Below are 18,025 nucleotides of genomic sequence, written 5' to 3'. Positions count from 1 at the left end.
CGGGTACGGCTGCGCGGCCTCAGGCAGTCAGCGGGTTCACCCGCACGGAACCGGTGAGGGTGCCCGCTCCCCCGCCCTGAACCAGACTCGGCGCAGAGCCTCCCGCGGACCCCCGACTCGGAGACCTGCGATGACCCCACCGCCACCGGCGCCCTCCGACGGCTGTGCGGCCATGGGCGGCACGGTCCCGGACCATCTGCTGCGGGTCAGCGACCTGGACCCGGCCACCCTGCCCGCGCTGCTCGATCTGGCGGAGGGCATGAAGCAGGACCCGCAGGAGTGGGAACACAGCCTCCGCGGGGCGGCCATCGGGTGCCTTTTCGAGAAGCCCTCCACCCGTACGCGCGTATCGCTGGCCATGGCCGCCCACCGCCTCGGCATGGCCGCCACCGTCCTCAACCGGGACGAACTCCAGCTCGGCCACGGGGAAACCGTCGCCGACACCGCCCGCGTCCTGTCCTCCTACCTCGACGCCATCACCCTGCGCACCTTCGAGCACAGCGTGGTGGAGGAGATGGCCGGGGCCTCCGCGGTCCCGGTCGTCAACGCGCTGTCCAACACCCACCATCCCTGCCAGTCCCTGGCCGACCTGCTCGCCCTGCGCGCGCACTTCGGGACTCTGGCAGACCTGCGCGCCGCCTTCATCGGTGACGGCAGGAGCAACACCCGCAACTCATTTCTCGCCGCGTGCGCCGCCTCCGGCATGCACCTGGCCATCGCCAGCCCGCCCGGATACGAGACGGAGGCGGACATCCTGGACGAGGCCCGCCAGACCATGGCGCGGCAGGGCGGATCCGTCACCCTGACCACGGAGCCCGAAGAAGCGGTCCGCGACGCGCACGCCGTCTACGCCGAGGTGTGGGTCTCCATGGACAACCACCGCGAAGCCGCCGAGCGCGAGCGGCACCTGGCCCGCTACCGGGTCGACGACCCGCTCCTGGCCCACGCTCCGCGGGATGCGATGGTCCTGCACTGTCTCCCCGCCGTCCGCGGACAGGAAATCACCTCCGACGTCCTCGACGGCCCCCGCTGCCTGGCCTGGCACCAGGCCGCCAACCGCCTCCCCACCGCCCAGGCAGTGCTCCACACCCTGATCACCGCGGCCCGCCGACAGGCGAACTGAAACCGTCCCCGGGGGCCGCCCGGCCAGTGGGCCGCGCTCACGGGCTGGCGGTGATTTCCTCGATACGTGTGGCGAAGTCGGCGTCGGGCAGCGGGAGTTCGACGTCCTCGTCGACGAAGCCGAGCGCATCGGGGACGTACGCGATGACCGCCACAGCAGCGGCGGACACATGGGGGTGCTCCTTGCGCAAGGCCTCCAGGATGCGCAGCGCGGTCACGATGTCCTGGCGGTCGGCGAACGAGGGCGTGGTGGGCATCGGGGCTTCGAGCCCGGCCTGGGCGTGCCAGAGCCCGGCTTCGTAGCGCTCGCCGAGGGCCATGTGGTGCATGTACAGGCAGCAGGCGGCTCCGACGTCTCCCGCGCCGGCGGCGAACTGCCACCAGAACTGGGCGCTGTCGGAGCGGTCCGCGAGGTGGAGCACACAGCCCAGTACGCGGGCCCCCTCGGGTTCCAGGATGCGGCGGGCCATGAAGGTCCCGAGTTTGTGGAGGTCCTTCGCGACCACGGTTTCGCACAGCGTGCGCAGATAGCGGTGGTGGATGCGGCGGGGCAGACCCGCCCGTTCGGCCGCGCGGGCAGCGGCGGCACGGGCGGGCTCCATGTGGTCGTCGAAGGAGAGCGCGCCCCGCCACATCTTCTTGGCGATCCGTGCGGTCAGCCGGGCTTCCGCCTCCTCCATCTCGCTGCCGGTGTAGGGGCGGCGCGGGAGACGGGCCTTGGCCAGGGCCCGCTCGATGGGGTCGGTCATCTCACTTGCTCCCCTTTCCCTTGTCCAGCCCCAGGGTGTGTTGCAGACGGTGGCGGGCGTTGCGGGTGGTGGAGCGGACCCCTGCCTGGGTGACGCCGAGGATGTCGGCGGTCTCGCGGGTGCTGTAGCCCAGGCAGTACTGCAGCACGATCACGTCGTGCTGGCGCTCGGGCAGGGAGCGGATGGCCTCGTAGACCGACAGGCTCGCCTCGAGTTCGCCGATCGGGTCGACGGCGCCGCGCAGGGCGGCGGTCTCGAAGGCGGCGACGTCGATGACGGCGGGGCGGCGTCCGCGGGCCCGGGCGCAGTCGATGGTGCAGTGCTTGACGACCACCCAGGCATACGCGTTGGGGTTCTCGTGCTGCAGGACGTCGGTCCATTTGAGGTAGAGCTTCTCGAAGGCCTGGTCGACGGCTTCCTCGGCGTCGGCGTGGTTGCTCAGGTACAGCTCGGCCCAGTGCACGTAGACGCCGCGGTACAGATGGTGAAAGGCACGGAAGTCGGCGGGCAGCGCGGTCATCGGTAGCGTGAGCAAGCGGCGGATGCCGGTCACCAGGCGCCTCCCCGAGAGCGCCGACCGCGCAGTGCGGCAAGGCCCGAAGGCCCTTCGGCCACCGCGGTACGGCGCGGCAGGGCGCAGGCGTCGTCGCCGAAGACGCGGACGGCCACGGCCGTGGTCAGCAGGTCGCCTGCGAGATGTAGCGTCACGAGGCTGGGGATCCCCTCCGAGTGGTGTGTGAGGCGCGCTCCCCCACGCCTCGGAGGAGCCGTCTGCCTCCTCTGCCCTATAGGCGATCCCCGACCCCGATTCGTGCATCGCGGAACCAGGGAATCTCACGGTGAGTTCCCGCTCGATCACTCATACGGTCAAGCGCCGGGCAGGGGTCGAGCTCACGGGGCCCAGGGCAGGCGTACGGCCTCGATCCCGGTGTCGCTCAGGGGGCCTCGATGAGCGGTGCGGGACCCGCAACCTTGGTGGCCCACAGGTCGTAGTCCGCGCGGACGATCCACGAGCGGCACGGCCCAGATCACCACCGGTGGCCGTGCCGACCCCACTGAAGTCGATGCCCGCGAGGATCTGGGGTTCGATGCTGCCGTCCGCCACCCCGGCCCGCTGGTACTCGTCGTACGACACGTCGGCGGGACCCTGCTCGTGCTCGTACATGGCATTGATCACCCATGCCGCGTCGGGCATCGGCGGCGGCATGAACCCCGTGATTCCCTCATCACCGGTCAGCTCCAGCAGCCAGGCGATCGCACTGGACGGGGCGAGCGGCCAGCGGGCAGTCACCAGGTCGGACATCTCAGACATCCCCCATGATCCCACCCACGGTCCTGGGCCGGGCCGCCGACGGGAGCGCGGCCGGCTTGGCGTGGACCGCGCGCCGTTGTTCCTAGGGTGCGGTCGTGGCCTCGGCGTACTTCATGATGAGTTCGTAGGAGCGCATGCGGTCGCGGAGGTCGTAGACGGGTGTGGTCAGCATCAGTTCGTCCGCCCCTGTCTCCGCGGCCAGTTGTGCGAGGCGGTGGACCACGGTCTCGGGCGTACCGACCGCTTGCTGCGCCCGGAAGCCGGCCAGCGCCTGGCGCTCCTCTGCCGTGAAGGAATGGGCGGCCGCGTCCTCGGGCGTGGGGAAGGGAATCTCACTCATTCCCTTGAGGAGCCCGGCTTTGACGACATCCATCGGCCCGACGCGCCACGCGGCCTCTTCTTCCGTCTCGGCGCACACCGCCTCCACGCACACCAGCACCCGAGGCTGCTCGCACCACCGGGACGGGGTGAACTCTGCCCGGTAACGCTCCAGCGCCGCACGGGTGTTGTCCGGCCTGATGTGGTGCGCCATGGCGATCGGCAGACCGAGTTCCGCGGCGAGCGCGGCGCCTGCGGTGCTGGAGGACAGCAGCCAAGGCTCCGGCAGCGGGCCGAGTGCGACTTCCTCCACCAGAAAGGACAGGATCGCGGCTACGTCGCTGCGGTACTCCGCATCCGTCGTGGGCCCGGCTCCGCGGCGCAGTGCCCGTGCGGTGGCCTCGTCGAAGGTGCCGGGGCCGCGGCCGATACCCAGGTCGATACGGTCCTCGTGCAAGGCGGCCAGAGTTCCGAACTGCTCGGCCAGCGTGATGGGTGCGTGGTTGGGGGCCAGAACGCCCCCCGAGCCGAGCCGGATGGACGAGGTCAGAGCGGCGGCGTGGGCGGCCAGCACGACCGGCGGGAACGCGCCGATCGCGGGCGAGTGATGGTGCTCGGCGTACCAGATCCGGCGGTAGCCCAGCCGGTCCAGTCCCTGTGCGAAGGCGGCGGTGTCGCGCAGCGTATCCACGGCTCGGGCGCCCGCTTGGACCATCGCGACTTCCAGCGCCGAAAGAGGTGCATCGATCATGCCGTCAGCATAGAGAGCGTACGTTCGATCGGAGGAACTGCCGACCCGGCCGAACCTCCCCGGACCAGGACGCCTACAGCACGCACACCGGGTTCGAGGACGTAGAGGTAATCGTCCCAGTTGCTCCCGCCATAGAGGCGGATGAGTTCCTTGTAGTCCTCCGGCAGTTCCACACCGAGGGCCTGTTCTGCGGGCCCCCAACTCTTGGTCGTGGGATCCGCGGGCGGTGGGATCAGCTGGACGAGACGTGCGAGGGAGGCGTTCAAGGGGTGCCATTCCAGTGGGCGGCGAGCGGGGCGTGCTGGGTACTGAGGCTGTGGTCGGGTGAGCGCTGCCGGAGCGCGCGGCCTATGCTCCCAGGCGCTCCCGTACGGCCTTGAGTGCGGTTTCCAGCGCCTGGTCCGCCGGGACGGAAAGGTCAGGGGTCACTCCGACGGCTTCCCAGTTGGTGCCGGTGACGCTGTTGATGGTTCGGGCGGTCGGCACGGTGACCAGGATGTGTTCGGTGAGCGGGTGGCGGGCTGTGGGGTGCGCGCCACCCGCCGTTGTTTCGCCGACGAGTACGGCCCGGCCGTGTGCCTGGAGGGTGTACGCCACGTCCTCGCCGCCGGAGAACGTGATCGCGCTGGTGAGGACATAGACCGGGCGGTCCGCATAGCGCGGGGCGGGAAGGTGCGCGATCGTCCAGAACTGGCGGGTGGCGCCGGTGGAGCGTTCGTAGATGTCGTTGAGGTGTACCTGGTCGTCGCGGAAGAAGTAGCTGCACCACATGGCGGCCCCTTCCGGCGCTCCGCCGCGGCATGCGCGCAGGTCCAGAATGAGCGCGGAACTGTGGGCGACCAATTGCATGGCCGCGCCGATCGTGTCGGCGCCGTCGTCTGCGTACGCGATGCGCCGGATGTCGATGAACCCGATGTTCCCGTCCAGGTGCTCGACGCGGCGTATTCCCTGGTTCTCCGCCCTGAGCAGTGCGCGGAAGGCGGCCTGTCCCTCGTCCGCGTCCTCGGGTTCCAGCGACTGCGGCTCATCCGTCCACAGCAGCCGCAAGTGCTTGTCCGGGCACGCTTCCTGAAGGTGAGCGGTCACCGTCTCACAGAGCGCTCGCCCGTCCAGACCGTGGTACGCACCGGCCGCGAGACGCCTACGGACCGCGGCGCCGATCTCCACGGCCTTCTCGGGAAAGACATACCCTGCCGCGATCCGGCCCAGGGCCTGCTCGACTATCTGTTCGTTGGTCAGCACAGCGGGCCATGCTAGTGCCGCGCCGAGCGGCGCTCGCCCTTAGAGGAGTTGGTCGGGGTGCAGGCGATCTCGACGTTGTTCGCCGCGGCCCAGGTGCCCACCCGCCGGCGCTTGTTCGTGGGACCGGTCCGGGTTCAGGACGGGCGAGGTGGCTGCAGCCGGGGCGGTGTCAGGCCAGCACCTCCCGAAGCCAGGACCTTTCCGCACGGCTGGTGGCGCGGGCGATGGTAAGCATGCCGCGCCGGTAGGGATCGTCGGTGTCGTCGGCGCCCAGTAGGCGGTCACCGTCGTGGAAGAAGCTCGCGGGCTGTTCCAGGAATTCCAGTCGGCGGCGCAGTACCGCGTGCTGGTCGGCGGTGTCGGGCAGGTGGGAAAGGAAAGCCAGGACGGTGAAGTACCGGGTGCTGTCGCTGATGTCCAGGCCGCCTGCCTCCCGCAGCCGGCGCAGCAGCTCGCAGCGGCCGGCGTCGGTCAGGCTCAGGGTGTGCCGCTGAGCGGCCGAGGTGCCCGGTTCGGTCCGCCGCTCCAGCAGCCCGGCCTTGACCAGTCGGTTGATCGCCGGGTAGAGACTGCCGTCGCTGACCGGTCGGGCGTGGCCGGACAAGTGCGCTATCCGGTGGCGCAGTTGATAGCCGTGCAGCGGCCCCTCGGCCAGAAATCCCAGGATCGCGAGTTCGAGCATGCTGTTACTCTCGCACATCGAAACGAGGTACCTCGAATCGATGTAGGAGGCGGGAGTGACGTACACCGAGGAGTGGGTGACCGCGCGGGCGCGCAACGCCTACGAGTGCGGCCGGGCATCGTTCGCCATACGGCCCGAACGGGCGGCGCTGCTGGTCATCGACATGCAGGACGAATTCGTCCGGCCCCGCTGGAGTCCCTACTGGGTGCCCGCGGCCACCCGGATGGCGCCCCGGCTCCGCCACCTGGTCGAAGAATGCCGGGCCGCCTCCGTACCGGTGATCTGGACCATCTTCGACGACACCCATATCGGACTGGACCGGCCACACGCCCTGCGGTTCCTCCCGCACGCCGACACCGGCTGGCGCCGGCCGGGCCCCGCCGAGGTATGGGCTCCGATGGGCCGCCGCCCCGACGAGGCCGTGATCCGCAAGCCCTCCTACGGGGCGTTCTACGACACCCCGCTCGATACGATGCTGCGCAACCTCGGCCGCGACACGGTCATCGTCACGGGAACGCTCACCAACTACTGCTGCGGCACCACCGCCCGGCAGGCATACGAACGTGGCTACAAGGTCGTCTTCGGATCCGACGTCACGGCCACCGACGACGAGTCCCGGCAGGAACCCGAACTCGCTGTCCTGCGCAAGGGCTTCGCACTCGTGCTGACCGCCGAAGAGATCACCAGCCGACTGGCCGCAGCCACCTCAGCACCAGAGGATGAGGATCGGGCGAACGTTGCCTGACGAGGCACGGGACCGCGTACATCGTCATGCGCATGGGTTTTCGCGCAAGAGCAGGCAGCGGCAAGGGACTGCCGACGGCACAGAGCCGATCATCGGCAGTCGCCATGCCGCGGCACGGAGAGGATTGCTGTACGCACATGCAGCCGGCTGATCTCTCCAGTGGAATCGTCGCGGAGTCCTACGCTCCCCCGAAGTCCTTCTCGCCGGATCCCGAACCGTACGCGTCCTTCGTGCGCGAAGCGGGCGCCCCCGCCTTGGAGTTGGGCTGCGGAGACGGTGACCCGCTGCTCGCTTTGCGCCGGGAGGGCCTGGATGTCGAAGGCGTCGACTCCTCCGCGGACATGCTGGAGCGCTGCCGGCGCAGGGCCGACGAGGCGGGTATCTCTGTGACCGGTCCACCATCAGCGGATGGAGGCACTCAGCCTGTCCCGCCGGTTCCAGTCGGTCTTCCAGGCCGGGCCGACCTTCAATCTGCTGCCCGGACGACGGCACTGCCGGCGCTGCCCTGCGCAGCATTCGGCACCATCTGGTGGACGGCGGTTCCGCGTTGATCCCGCTGCACGTCCGGTCGCCGACCCCCGCCGACCGGATCGGTCAGATACGCACGGCCGCCGCGGAGGACGGCGCCGAGCTGCGGTACTCCTTTGTGTCAGAGGAGCGCGACGAAACTCTGTGGACCCAGACCTCTGTGCTGCGCTACGAACGCCACCGGGACGGCGAGAGCACGGTGGTGGAGCGCCCGTGGCTGCTGCAGTGGTACACCCGCTCCGATTTCGAGGAGCTTGCCGCAGCGGCCGGGCTGACGACGGTGATGGTTGGCGTTTTCGACCGCGGTCCCGGTGGCGAAGCCGGTGCGGCTCTGCCACCGGGGTCCGCGGATTCCGGCTGGTGTGCAGGCCGTTGCCCGCGATGAACGAGGTACGAACGAGGTACTCAGGACGGTGGAGAGTGCCTGGTCCGGGCCGTGGGCGCCATGGGCGCCGGGCTAATCCCGTTCCTCGGACATCTGCAGGGCCAGGAAGAGGTCCACGAGGTCTTCCGTATGACCGAGGTCGCGGCTGGTGAGGCGCTGGAGCTTGGAGAGGCGGTTGCGCAGGGTATTGACGTGGACGTGCAGGGCGGAGGCCGCCGCGCCCCAGCGCATTCCCGATTCGAGGAAGACGGTCAGGGTCCGGCGCAACTCGCTGTTGTGGGTACGGTCGTACTCCACTACCGGCCCCAGGACGGACTCGGCGAAGTCCCTGCGGGTCTCGGCGTCGAGCAGGGCCACCATGAGCCGGTGGGATCCGACGTCGGCGAAGGACACCACCTGCGGGCCCTGGCGGCGCAGCCGGGCCACTCTGGAGGCCTCCTTGGCCTGGAGCAGGCTGCGGCGCAGGTACTGATGGCTCGCTGCCACCCGGCCCGTTCCGACCAGTACCCGCTGCCCGCGTAAGGACGGGGTCTTCTCCAGCGCTTCGACCAGCCCTTCGGCGAGCGCGCGCAGGTCGCCGTGGTCGTCGCGCAGGCCGACGACGGCCACCAGGTCCTGGCCGCTGCTCGGAACCACCGAGGGGAGCCCCAGTCCGACGAAGTACTGCGTGACGGTGTCGGGGAGGGGGGCCAGGGTGGGGGTGGGCGCCCCCGGGCTGGGGATGATGAAGACGCCCAGGGGGCCGTCGGGGTCGATGCTGAAGGACCGCAGCCGCGGCCCGAGTTCCTCCGCGCGATGCGGTCCGCTGAGCACCATGTCGAGGATCTCCCCGGCGAAGCGCGTCTGGATGGCGGACACCGCCTGCTGATGGGCGAGTTCCACGGTCAGCAGGCGTACCGCCTGTTCGAGGGCGTCGCGATCCGCCTGGCCGAGATGGTCGGCGGCCCGGCCGTACACCACGGCGTGGTCCGAGCCGCCGACCCCCTGTATCGGGATCATGGTGGCTTCGGCGCCGTGGGACAGGCCGATCGTGCACTCCTGGGCTCCCTGGTGCAGCTTCTTCGCCACCAGCGACAGGTCGGACTCGGACAGCGTGCAGTGGACCTCGTGCACCGCTGTCCCCATGCGGTCCACCAGCGCGACCGGGGTGCGGTCCTGTCCCGACAGCACGCCGAGCAGGCCGCGCAGCCCCCGGCCGGCAAAGACGGCGCTGGTGAGGGCGTTGTTACGGCGCAGCGTGTCGAGCAGTTGGCGCTGGCGCTGCTCCGCCTGGGCCGTCGCCACCGCCTGCGTGACGGCGGCGAACGGCACGTCGATCGGCAGGCACAGCAGGGGCAGTTGGGCCGCGCGGCAGGCCGCGATCAGGGCATGCGGCACCTTGGGACAGACCGTACGCAGGCCGAAGACCAGGCCGATCGCACGGGCTTTGACCAGGGCCCGCACATAGCCATCGGGGGTTTGGTGGGAGAGCCACAGGCCGTTGGTGAGCACGAGTTCGTGCTCGCGGACGTAGTCCTCGGGGTCGGGGAGTTCGGTCACATGCACCCAGCGAACGGCGACATCGAGGTCACCGGTGCCCTCCACCGCCTCCAGGCCGAGGTCGGGGTGATCGAGAAGGCTACGGATGCGAAGCACAGTGCGGTGTTCACCTATCCCAAGTCGCGCCACCAGTACGGTCCATCGAGCGTTGGAGCCGCATAGGCACCGGGCGATCGTCCAGTCCATGGCGTGGCTTCCGACGCGGATCGACGCACACAACTCTCCCGTCACAGGACTGGGCAATCGCACAGCCAAAGGCCTGATCAGTGGAGAAGTCGACACTATCAACGACGACATGGAACTGGTCGGATCGCTGTGTGACCTCTACGCCCACCGCTTCTCGCGCCGGCCCACCGACCACGAGACTGTTCACCCGGCCCATGGCTGCCGTGCTGCTGTGCACGCTCTGCGGCTTCGCCGGCTTCTACCTCATGCTGTCCACCGTGCCCGAATACGCGGTCGACACCAGCGGCAACAAGGCGTCGGCCGGAGTCATCACCGGTGTGCTCATGGCAGCCACCGTCGCGGTGCAGCCGGTGATGCCCCGCGTCACCGCGTGGATCGGCTACCGCACCGCGCTGATCGTCGCCATGGCCCTGCTCGGGCTGCCCGTACTGCTGCTCGCCGCCACCGAGAACTTCGCCATGATCCTGGCCTGTTCGGCGGTACGGGGCATCGGGTTCGGCATCTTCGTCGTGGCCGGCAGCGCCGCGGTGGCCGAGCTCGCCCCCGCCGAGCGACGCGGCCGGGCAACGGGCTGGTACGGGGTGGCGACCGGGCTCGGCGGCGCGGTCGGCACGCCCTTCGGTGTCCTCCTCGTCCATGAATTCGGCTATCCGCCGCTGTTCACCGTGGGCGTGGCGGCACCGCTGTGCGGGCTGCCGGCCGCGCTGGCCGTCACCGCGCCCCGGCCCGCCCCCGTCACCCGGCCCCGGGTCCTGGCCGGGCTGGGGCGGCCCGCGATCCTGCGCCCGTTCGTCCTGCTCACCGCGGGCACCATGGCGTCCGGCACGGTGGTGACCTTCCTGCCGCTGGCCGCCCCGCGCGAGCCGGTGTGGCTGACGCCCGTCGCCCTGCTGTGCTTCCAACTCGCCCTCGCCGCAAGCCGCTGGCTGGCCGGACGGCTCGGCGACCGGTTCGGCAACCGCGTACTGCTGCCGCCGGCGACCCTGCTCACCGCCATCGGTGTGCTCGGCGGCACCCTCACCCACCACACAGCGGCGCTGCTCGCCTTGATGCTGGCCTTCGGCGCGGGCTTCGGGGCCATCCAGAACGCCACCTTGGTCCTGATGCTGCACCGCTCCGGCCGCGACGGCTTCTCCGTCGCCAGCGCGCAGTGGAACCTGGCCTTCGACGCGGGCCTGGGCCTCGGCGGCTTCGCCATCGGCATCGTCGCTCAATACACCGGCTACACCACCGGTTTCGCGGTGGTGGCCGCCGCTTTGGTGCTGGTCTGCGCCGTAGCGTCGGCGGACTCGAGATCGACAACGGAGATGGAGTGACCATGCCGCAAGACAGCCCCACCATGCTCGACGCCCGTACAGGAGTGGCGGTCCCCCTCGACGCCGGTGAGACCATCGAGATCATCAACTCCACCGGCACCCAGGTCGTCGACACCTGGGCCGTACGCCCGGACGACCCCACCGATCACCTGTCCATGATGCACACCCGCAGCGAACTGTGCCGCCTCGTCCCCGGCGTCGGGGACCGGCTGTTCAGCAATCACCGGGAGCCCATGCTGACCCTGGTCGCGGACACCTCGCCGGGCGTGCACGACACGCTGATCCCCTCCTGCGACCGCAACCGCTACCGGCGCCTGGGCTACGAGGGGACGCACGACAACTGTTGCGACAACTTCGCGGCGGCGCTGCGCGCCATCGGCATCACACCGCCCCCGTACGTACCCGCGCCGCTCAACCTGTTCATGAACGTCCCCTGGTCCCCGGACGGCACGATCGACTTCGCGGCTCCGCTCAGCGCCCCCGGGGACACCGTGCGACTTTGCGCGGAGACCGACGTGGTGGTGGTGCTCTCGGCCTGTCCCCAGGACCTGCTCCCCGTCAACGGCGCACAGCAGACCCCCACCCACGTGCGTGCACTATCACCGCCGGCCCTGCACCCCATAAGGCCCTCACCGCCGCGCCACCAGCTCCGCGGCGGCGAAGAGCGCCTCCTGCGCACCGACCCGGCTGATGAACTGGACGCCGACCGGCAGGCCGCGGACACTTCCGGCGGGGACGGTCAGCGCGGGCAGGCCCAGCAGGTTCCACGGGATGGTCAGCGCCTGCAAGGCGCCCTGCACCGGCCCGAACGCGGTGTGCTGCTCGCCGATCGTCGGCGCGGTGAGCGGCACCGTGGGCAGCGCCAGCACCTCGTAGCGGTGCAGCAGCTCCGCGATCTCGCCGGCAAGGCGCTCCCGCTCCCGCAGCGCCCGGACATACTGCCAGGCGGGGGTACGCGCCGCCTGTCGGAGCCGGTCGAGCAGCTCGGGCCGGAACAGCCCCGGCGCCCGTGCGACGCGCTCGGCGTGCAGGTCATAGACCTCGCCGTTCTGGATCACCCGGAACGTCTCACGCAGCGGAGCCAGGTCGAGGCCGACGGTGGGCAGGGCGGGCAGGTGCGCGAGCGCCTCTCGGACCTGGTGGCCCACCTCCGGATCCAGCGGCGCGCTCTCCAGCCAGGCCATCCGTACGGGGCCGGCCACCCGCTCGCCGGCCGCCTGTGGGCCCGCGAGTACGCGGTAGGCCGTACGGCAGTCCGCCGGCGTCCTGGCGAGGATGCCCACATGGTCCAGTGAGGCCGCCAGCGGGTGCACCCCGTCCACCGGAACGGCTCCGAAGGCGGGCTTGAATCCGGCGATCCCGCACAGCGCAGCCGGGATACGCACCGACCCTCCGGTGTCGGTCCCCAGCGCGAGCGGCACCATGCCCGCGGCCACCGCGACGGCACTGCCGCTGCTGGAGCCACCGGACATCCGCGAGACGTCGTGCGGGTTGCGCGCCGGGCCCGTCACCGACAGGTCGCCGGTCACTCCGTAGGCGAACTCGTGCAGGGTCGTCTTGCCGATGACGACGGCACCGGCGTCGCGCAGCAGCCGCACACAGGCGGCGTCGGCAGGGGTGGGGGCCGCGGTGACGTGGGCCGTGCCCAGCCCCGTCGGCAGCCCCTTCACGTCGATGTTGTCCTTGACCGCGACGGGGATGCCGTGCAGCGGGCCGCGGTCGGTGCCGCCGGCCAGCTCGCCGTCGGCCCGGCGGGCTGCCTCCGACGCTCTGTCGGCGTCGACGGCGGCAAAGGCATTCAGCTCCGGATCGATCGAGCCGAGTGCCTGCCGGACCAACTCGGCCGATGTCGTTTCCCCGGAGCGCAACCGGCCACCGAGAAAGGCGACGGTCCGCCCCGTGAAGAACCCGCTGGCCCCGGCCCCCCGCCATGCCCGCCGCCCCTCCCACCCCACACGCCTCATAGCGCTCGATCCACCACCCGAGCACCGCCTTGGTCCCTCGTCGAGACCGCGATGGCCGTACTTGGCACTTTCAGGTACGCGTGTAGACCAAAGTCTTCGCATTCCGCCCTTTCGGTCCATTGATGGCGTGCGCGGCACCAGGAGATTCTGGTGTTCGAGAGCCGAAAATCGTGCGGCTCGCTCACCACCACGCCGTGGCCGTATTCCTTCCGGCCGCGTCTCGAAACGAGTGAGCCGTCTGCCTGCCGGAGACAACTTGGCATGCGCGGCTCAGGGGACTGAAACAGTGAGATCGAACAGATCGGACGGCCGGCGCCGACGCCGGCGGGGGCAGCGGACCGCCACAGGTACTGCGGCCGCCAAGGATTCGGCACGGCGGGTCACCACGCATTCCGTGTCCACATCCTCTGACGCACGGGCCGTGGTCAAGCAGCACTACGCGGGTACTGTTCCGCCCGGTCAGCAGCCCTGGGTATACGCCATCCGGCCCGACCTCACCTTCCACAACGCGGGCGCCACACTGGGCAATCTGGTCGCCAACAGTTCGCCCGGTCTCAACCAGCGGCAAGGCACCGCCGCTGGGCTCACTGCGGCGCCTCCTCTTGTGATCCGACTGGCTTGCGTCCGGTTCGTGAATTTTCTGAAGCGGGCGTTCGGCATCGACGTTCAGGCCATCCCGTCGAAGGACGCGCTGCGCAACAAGTTGAGCGAGTCCTGGCAGGAGTTCATCGCCTCCGGTGACTTTTCCGCGAGAGCGGACGAGTTCGCCGGCCGGGCCGAGCGGGCGCGCGATTCCCTGCGTACGCAGTCGCTGTACAGCCAGGAGATCCTCATCACGACGCTGCACGCACAGAGCGCCAAGGACAGTGCGGACGCCACCACTGAGCAGGCCCGTACCGAGATCAGCGACCGAGTCGCGGCGGCGGTCGAGATGATCCGGTCCGCCGGCCAGGCCGAACGGGACCGCATGGTCCAGGAACTCGACGAACTTCAGGCAGCCTCCTGGAACGACCAGCTCGCCAAGGTGCGCGAGACGTTCGTCGAAGCTGCCGACGATCAGATCAAGAAGCTGCGCGGCCCGAGAATCACCCTGGCTGTCCTGCACAGCAGTCGGTCTCGGGCGTACAGCGCGCGCCGGAAGTGGGAAAGGGAGCGGGACAGCCTGCGCTCGTACGTCAAGCACAGCTCGACGGTCCGGCAGGCTCTGCCTCTCCCGGACTGCCCTCTCTCGTCGCCCGACGCGCTCAGCCGATGGGCCAGGTTCGAGAAGGCCCAGTTGGACGCCATGCTCGGAGCCAGGATCAGCCGGCTCGAGCGGAAACTGAAGAAGCCCGACACGCCTCGTCTGGGCGAGCTGAACAGGCTGCGGGAGAAGCTGGCCCGAGAAAAGGAGGCGGTCGACCAGCAGCTGCGCCACAAGCTCGACGGGGCGCAGAGCAACGGTGACCAGCCGGGTGCAGCGGCCGAGGCGAGCGAGGCCGAGCAGGGGCGAGGAGGAGCGGGCCGCCGACTCCACTGAGGACCCCGGTCACGCGGTGCGGCACTATCACCGGACACCGAATTGCCATATTAATCAGTACATGTCGCTTTTAGGCAGGTAGGGTCTTTCTTGCTCCACGCCCTGTTCGACGCCGTATGACGCGACGGCGCTGTCGACGTCACCACTGACCCGTACTTCCACTCTCCAGACCGGCCACTGACGGCCGGTCCACTCGCACAGCACACAACGAACCGAACCGGGGGCGGGGCCCAGAAACGCAGCCCCGTCGCAGGTCAACAGCCACTGGCCGTGTCGGGCAAGAAGCAAGAAGGGCACAGCCGTTTCCATGTCCGACCCCGTACAGGCCCCCGCACCGGACACCTCCGGCGCGAGTGGCAGCAGCCCGCAGCAGGCCACGCCGTGGCAGCGCGAGACGGCGCTCGGCTGGTTCGGCGCGCTGTACCACAGCCGCTGGAAGGATCTGGCGACGGCGGTGGCGTACGGAATCCCGCTCCTGGTGGTAGCGCTCGCCGACCCCGCTGCGGGGCTGGTGCCGGGGCTGGCCGTGGGGGTGAGCGTCTCGATGGTGATCGCGGTGGCGACCGTATGGCGGCGGCGCTTCCTGATGCCGTACGCCGCGGTCTCGGTCGCGGGAATGCTGGTCACCGGCCACCTGATCAGCTCGTCGATGGCGTGCTACACCGCCGTCCGCGCGGGCCAGAGCCGGCTGGCAGCCGCACTGGTGGTGATTCCTCTGCTCTTCGCCGTGATCGCTCCGGATGCCTTGATCACGCACGCGGCGTCCCCGCAGGCCACGGTGGCCGACAGCGCCGTGGTCGTCTTCGTACCGGTCCTGCTGGGGTGCCTGGGCAATGTGAACACCCGGATGTCCCGCCTGGCCGCCGAGCGGCAGGCGCAGCAGACCCTGCTGCACGAGAGCCTGCTGCGCGAGGCCGCCCTCAAGCAGCGCGAACGGCTGGTGCGCGACATCCACGACGGCGTCGGGCGCCAGGTCACCCTCATGGTGCTCCAGGCCGGCGCCATCGCCGTCTCGCCGGGCGCCTCCGACCCCGTCAAGGAACGGTGCCAGCTCATCACCGATGCCGGACGCGACGCCGTGAACGCCCTGCGCGAGATCGTCACGCTCGTACGGACCCCCGGCTCAGCCCAGGCGTCCCCGCGGGGCTCCCGGCACGAGCTGTCCGACCTGGCCCCCCTGATCAAGCGCTATCGGGACGGTGGCCAGCGGATCGTCTTCGATCTGCACATCGCGCGCACTCCCCCGGACCCGGTCCACCAGGACCTCCTCTACAAGGTCGTCGCGGAGGGCCTGAGCAATGCCGTACGCCACGCCGGAGGAGCCGCCGTGGACATCGCCATCACCCAGTCCCCCGCGGAGCTGATCGTCACCGTGCGCAACGACGCTCCCGCCCCTGGAAGCGTCCCGCTGCCGGGCACCGGGCACGGCCTGACCTGGCTGCGGGAAGAGATCGTGACCTGCGGAGGGACGCTCCATACCGCGCCAGAGCCCGACGGCGGCTACCGCCTGCAAGCCCGCTTTCCCGATATCGAGAAGGACGCCGCGTAGATGCACCGAACAGTCTGCCCCGCTCCTGTGGACCGCGGCGGGGCGCCGGACGAGCGCAGGACACCGGACTCGGCCGTCGCCAAGATTCCTGGCCCTTGTGTCACTGAGGAGAGACTCATGATCCGTGTCCTGATCGCGGACGATGACGACCTGGTTCGCGCCGGAATCCGCGCCATCGTGGACGCGGCCCCCGGCATCACGGTCGCCGGGGAGGCCCGGGACGGTGCCGAAGCTCTCTCCCAGGCCCGGCAGAGCCGCCCCGACGTGGTCCTGATGGACATCGACATGCCGCGCTGCGACGGTCTGACCGCCACCCGGCAGCTGCTGGCAATGCCGGATCCGCCCCGGATTCTGGTCCTCACCACGTTCGGCATGGACGAGCACATCACCACGGCCCTGCACGCCGGAGCGGCCGGGTTCCTGATGAAACAGCTCAGCCCCCAGCAGCTCATCCACGCCATCGCCACCGTCGCGGCCGGCGGAACCGTACTGTCGCCGGCCGTCACACAGCAGCTCCTGTCCCATGCCAGCCCGCCCCTTTCGGACAGCGCCGGCCAGGCCCGCGCCCGGATCGGCGAACTGAGCGAACGCGAGCGGCAGGTGCTGTCCCTCCTCGGGCAAGGAATGAGCAACTCCGATATCGCGGCGCACCTTTATACGAGCATGTCCACCGTGAAGACGTACGTGTCCCGCACCCTCAGCAAACTCGGGGTGGAAAACCGCACCCAAGCCGCTCTCATCGCTTATGAATTGGGGCTTCATCAGCCCCAGGGCGATAATGCGGCTCAGACGCGCACCCGTAATGGCCGGTCCGATGCGCAGCAGTAGCTGTTGATACGGCGCCGGGCCTGCGGAATCCGGGGGATCAGACGTCGAGAACAGTCTGCGGGGCCGACAGAAGGTCGGTCAGGTCGGTGCTGAGATAGCCGAGTGTGCCGATGCGGGCCAGACGGAACTGGTAGAGCGTGCGCTCCAGCTCCAGTGTCGGCATGCCGCGCTGTCTGAGCAGTACCCGCAGAGCGTTCTCGTCCGCATTCCGGTGCACGAGGGGGCGGCCTGCCGTCCGGGCCGCCTCGGCGGCGAATTCGTCGAACGTCCAGGCGCGGTCGCCCGTGAGTTCGTAGGTCCGCCCTTCGTGACCCGGCTGCGTCAGGACGGTGGCGATGGCAGCGGCGAGGTCGGACAGGCTGGGCGAAGCGATGCGCCCCTCCCCCGCGCTGGTGGTCAAGGTGCCCTCATCGAGCGCGTCGGGGAGCAGAGCGGTGAAGTACTCGGTGAACGCATAGCTCCGCAGCAGCGTGTAGGCCAGGCCGCTCTCGCGTACCAGGTACTCGATGTACGCGTGGACACCCGTCCTGCAGTAGCCGTCGGCGCCCAGCACACTGGCGAAATAGAGATGCTTGACGCCGGCCTCCACCGCGGCGGCGATAGCCGTTCGGTACGGCGCGAACTTCACTCGCTCCGGTCCGAAGCCGGATAGCAGCAGGAACTTGTCCGCGCCGCGGAAGTCGGTGCCCTCCTGGTGCTCCGTCACCGAGTGTGCGGGAAGGTGCTGGAGGAGGTTGTCCCGCAGCTGGCGTCCGTGAATCCCGTCCGCTCCGGTCAGTGCGATCACCGCTGCACGTCCTTCCTCGGCTCCGTCGCGTCATGGACGTCGCAGGGAGAAACGGGTGGACGGATGCCGTCGGGTAGACGGGAATGCATGCCAGGCACGGTGTACTCCAGAAAACTCTGATGGGATCGCCATCTGCTGTACGCAAAGCCTCCAGCATGTGCCCTGGCCAGGCAATGGGTCATGTGGCCAGATTGTTTCGACCAAAGGACAAGGCCCGGCCCGCCCGGCGGCCGCGAGGCGCTCTCCAAGGCGATCCGCCATCAACCCTGGACGACAGGAAGCCCGCAACAACAGCACCAATCAGCCCGATGGAGGTACTTTCGGCTCATTGCGCACTCCCTGTCGTGAAGTGGACGCTGCTGGTCAGCGGACAGACGAGACCTCATGAGCGGCCTCATCGGTCCTTTCCTTTACTTTCCGTTCCATCCACAACCGGGAGTTACCCCACCATGGCAACCACGCGCACCGCTCAGACCCACTGGGAAGGCAACCTGCTGGAGGGC

At 69.6% G+C, this 18,025-nt stretch carries 18 protein-coding genes and 2 pseudogenes; 9 read left to right on the top strand and 11 right to left on the bottom strand.

The genetic code is table 11. The annotated features are described in order from the left end of the window. The first annotated feature begins 130 nt into the window (after positions 1-130). Positions 131-1,123, top strand: a complete 993-nt coding sequence (gene argF / locus AC4IJH_RS34895; protein ID WP_490855976.1) for an ornithine carbamoyltransferase — start codon at positions 131-133, stop codon at positions 1,121-1,123. A 37-nt stretch (positions 1,124-1,160) separates the two neighbouring features. Here the strand turns inward: argF and AC4IJH_RS34890 are convergent, their stop codons facing one another. From AC4IJH_RS34890 to AC4IJH_RS34855, 8 genes and pseudogenes are all read right to left on the bottom strand, one after another. Further along, a complete protein-coding gene (locus AC4IJH_RS34890) occupies positions 1,161-1,871 on the bottom strand; it encodes a hypothetical protein (protein WP_490855975.1) in 711 nt (236 codons plus the stop codon). A gap of 1 nt (position 1,872) precedes the next feature. Further along, positions 1,873-2,424, bottom strand: coding sequence for an RNA polymerase sigma factor (locus AC4IJH_RS34885; protein ID WP_490855974.1), 552 nt, complete (start codon positions 2,422-2,424; stop codon positions 1,873-1,875). Then, the gene (locus tag AC4IJH_RS34880) at positions 2,421-2,579 is read right to left on the bottom strand and encodes a hypothetical protein (RefSeq protein WP_490855973.1); all 159 of its coding nucleotides are present in this window, start codon (positions 2,577-2,579) and stop codon (positions 2,421-2,423) included. Before AC4IJH_RS34880 ends, AC4IJH_RS34885 begins: the two co-directional genes overlap by 4 nt. A 151-nt stretch (positions 2,580-2,730) precedes the next feature. Further along, complete coding sequence (locus AC4IJH_RS34875) at positions 2,731-3,183, bottom strand: hypothetical protein (RefSeq protein ID WP_490855972.1); 453 nt, start codon at positions 3,181-3,183, stop codon at positions 2,731-2,733. 82 nt (positions 3,184-3,265) lie between these two features. Continuing rightward, positions 3,266-4,252 carry an MsnO8 family LLM class oxidoreductase gene (locus tag AC4IJH_RS34870; protein WP_490855971.1) on the bottom strand — a complete coding sequence of 329 codons (987 nt, stop codon included), beginning with the start codon at positions 4,250-4,252 and terminating at the stop codon, positions 3,266-3,268. Between the two features lie 348 nt (positions 4,253-4,600). Next, the gene (locus AC4IJH_RS34865) at positions 4,601-5,494 is read right to left on the bottom strand and encodes a S41 family peptidase (protein WP_490855970.1); all 894 of its coding nucleotides are present in this window, start codon (positions 5,492-5,494) and stop codon (positions 4,601-4,603) included. Positions 5,495-5,535: 41 nt separating this feature from the next. Continuing rightward, positions 5,536-5,613: pseudogene (locus AC4IJH_RS34860) on the bottom strand (transposase); the annotation flags it as partial. A 50-nt stretch (positions 5,614-5,663) separates the two neighbouring features. Then, entirely contained in the window at positions 5,664-6,176 is a 513-nt protein-coding gene (locus AC4IJH_RS34855) for a PadR family transcriptional regulator (RefSeq protein ID WP_490855969.1), read from the bottom strand. Between the two features lie 55 nt (positions 6,177-6,231). On the opposite strand from AC4IJH_RS34855, the gene AC4IJH_RS34850 reads away from it, so the two are divergent. From AC4IJH_RS34850 to AC4IJH_RS34840, 3 genes are read left to right on the top strand one after another with little or no spacing between them, the layout of a single operon-like run. Next, on the top strand, positions 6,232-6,921 hold the full coding sequence (locus tag AC4IJH_RS34850; protein WP_490855968.1) for a cysteine hydrolase family protein: 690 nt from the start codon (positions 6,232-6,234) through the stop codon (positions 6,919-6,921). Between the two features lie 26 nt (positions 6,922-6,947). Further along, positions 6,948-7,472: a class I SAM-dependent methyltransferase gene (locus AC4IJH_RS34845; RefSeq protein ID WP_490855967.1), complete on the top strand. Its 525-nt coding sequence runs from the start codon at positions 6,948-6,950 to the stop codon at positions 7,470-7,472. Further along, on the top strand, positions 7,451-7,834 hold the full coding sequence (locus tag AC4IJH_RS34840) for a hypothetical protein (protein ID WP_490855966.1): 384 nt from the start codon (positions 7,451-7,453) through the stop codon (positions 7,832-7,834). The genes AC4IJH_RS34845 and AC4IJH_RS34840 overlap by 22 nt, the downstream gene beginning before the upstream one ends. Before the next feature lie 72 nt (positions 7,835-7,906). Here AC4IJH_RS34840 and AC4IJH_RS34835 read toward each other — a convergent pair whose 3' ends face one another. Next, positions 7,907-9,469, bottom strand: a complete 1,563-nt coding sequence (locus AC4IJH_RS34835) for a PucR family transcriptional regulator (RefSeq protein WP_490855965.1) — start codon at positions 9,467-9,469, stop codon at positions 7,907-7,909. Positions 9,470-9,753: 284 nt separating this feature from the next. On the opposite strand from AC4IJH_RS34835, the gene AC4IJH_RS34830 reads away from it, so the two are divergent. Both AC4IJH_RS34830 and AC4IJH_RS34825 read left to right on the top strand, forming a co-directional pair. Next, positions 9,754-10,875, top strand: coding sequence for an MFS transporter (locus tag AC4IJH_RS34830; RefSeq protein WP_490855964.1), 1,122 nt, complete (start codon positions 9,754-9,756; stop codon positions 10,873-10,875). Between the two features lie 2 nt (positions 10,876-10,877). After that, positions 10,878-11,384: pseudogene (locus AC4IJH_RS34825) on the top strand (urea carboxylase-associated family protein); the annotation flags it as partial. 120 nt (positions 11,385-11,504) lie between these two features. On the opposite strand, the gene AC4IJH_RS34820 reads toward AC4IJH_RS34825, so the two are convergent. Beyond that, entirely contained in the window at positions 11,505-12,713 is a 1,209-nt protein-coding gene (locus AC4IJH_RS34820) for an amidase (protein WP_490855963.1), read from the bottom strand. A 547-nt stretch (positions 12,714-13,260) separates the two neighbouring features. Between AC4IJH_RS34820 and AC4IJH_RS34815 the strand changes: the two genes are divergently transcribed. The 3 genes from AC4IJH_RS34815 (at position 13,261) to AC4IJH_RS34805 (ending at position 16,735) form a co-directional block, all read left to right on the top strand. Continuing rightward, positions 13,261-14,358, top strand: coding sequence for a hypothetical protein (locus AC4IJH_RS34815; protein WP_490855962.1), 1,098 nt, complete (start codon positions 13,261-13,263; stop codon positions 14,356-14,358). A gap of 307 nt (positions 14,359-14,665) precedes the next feature. Further along, positions 14,666-15,907, top strand: coding sequence for a sensor histidine kinase (locus AC4IJH_RS34810; RefSeq protein WP_490855961.1), 1,242 nt, complete (start codon positions 14,666-14,668; stop codon positions 15,905-15,907). A gap of 117 nt (positions 15,908-16,024) precedes the next feature. Further along, complete coding sequence (locus AC4IJH_RS34805; RefSeq protein ID WP_490855960.1) at positions 16,025-16,735, top strand: response regulator; 711 nt, start codon at positions 16,025-16,027, stop codon at positions 16,733-16,735. A gap of 37 nt (positions 16,736-16,772) precedes the next feature. Here the strand turns inward: AC4IJH_RS34805 and AC4IJH_RS34800 are convergent, their stop codons facing one another. Continuing rightward, positions 16,773-17,522: a Rossmann-fold NAD(P)-binding domain-containing protein gene (locus tag AC4IJH_RS34800; RefSeq protein ID WP_490855959.1), complete on the bottom strand. Its 750-nt coding sequence runs from the start codon at positions 17,520-17,522 to the stop codon at positions 16,773-16,775. Positions 17,523-18,025 lie beyond the last annotated feature (503 nt).

The organism is Streptomyces sp. UF-297, assembly GCF_058245575.1.
The sequence above is the reverse complement of the archived record's forward strand: the minus strand, read 5'-3'. Positions and strand labels throughout refer to the sequence as shown.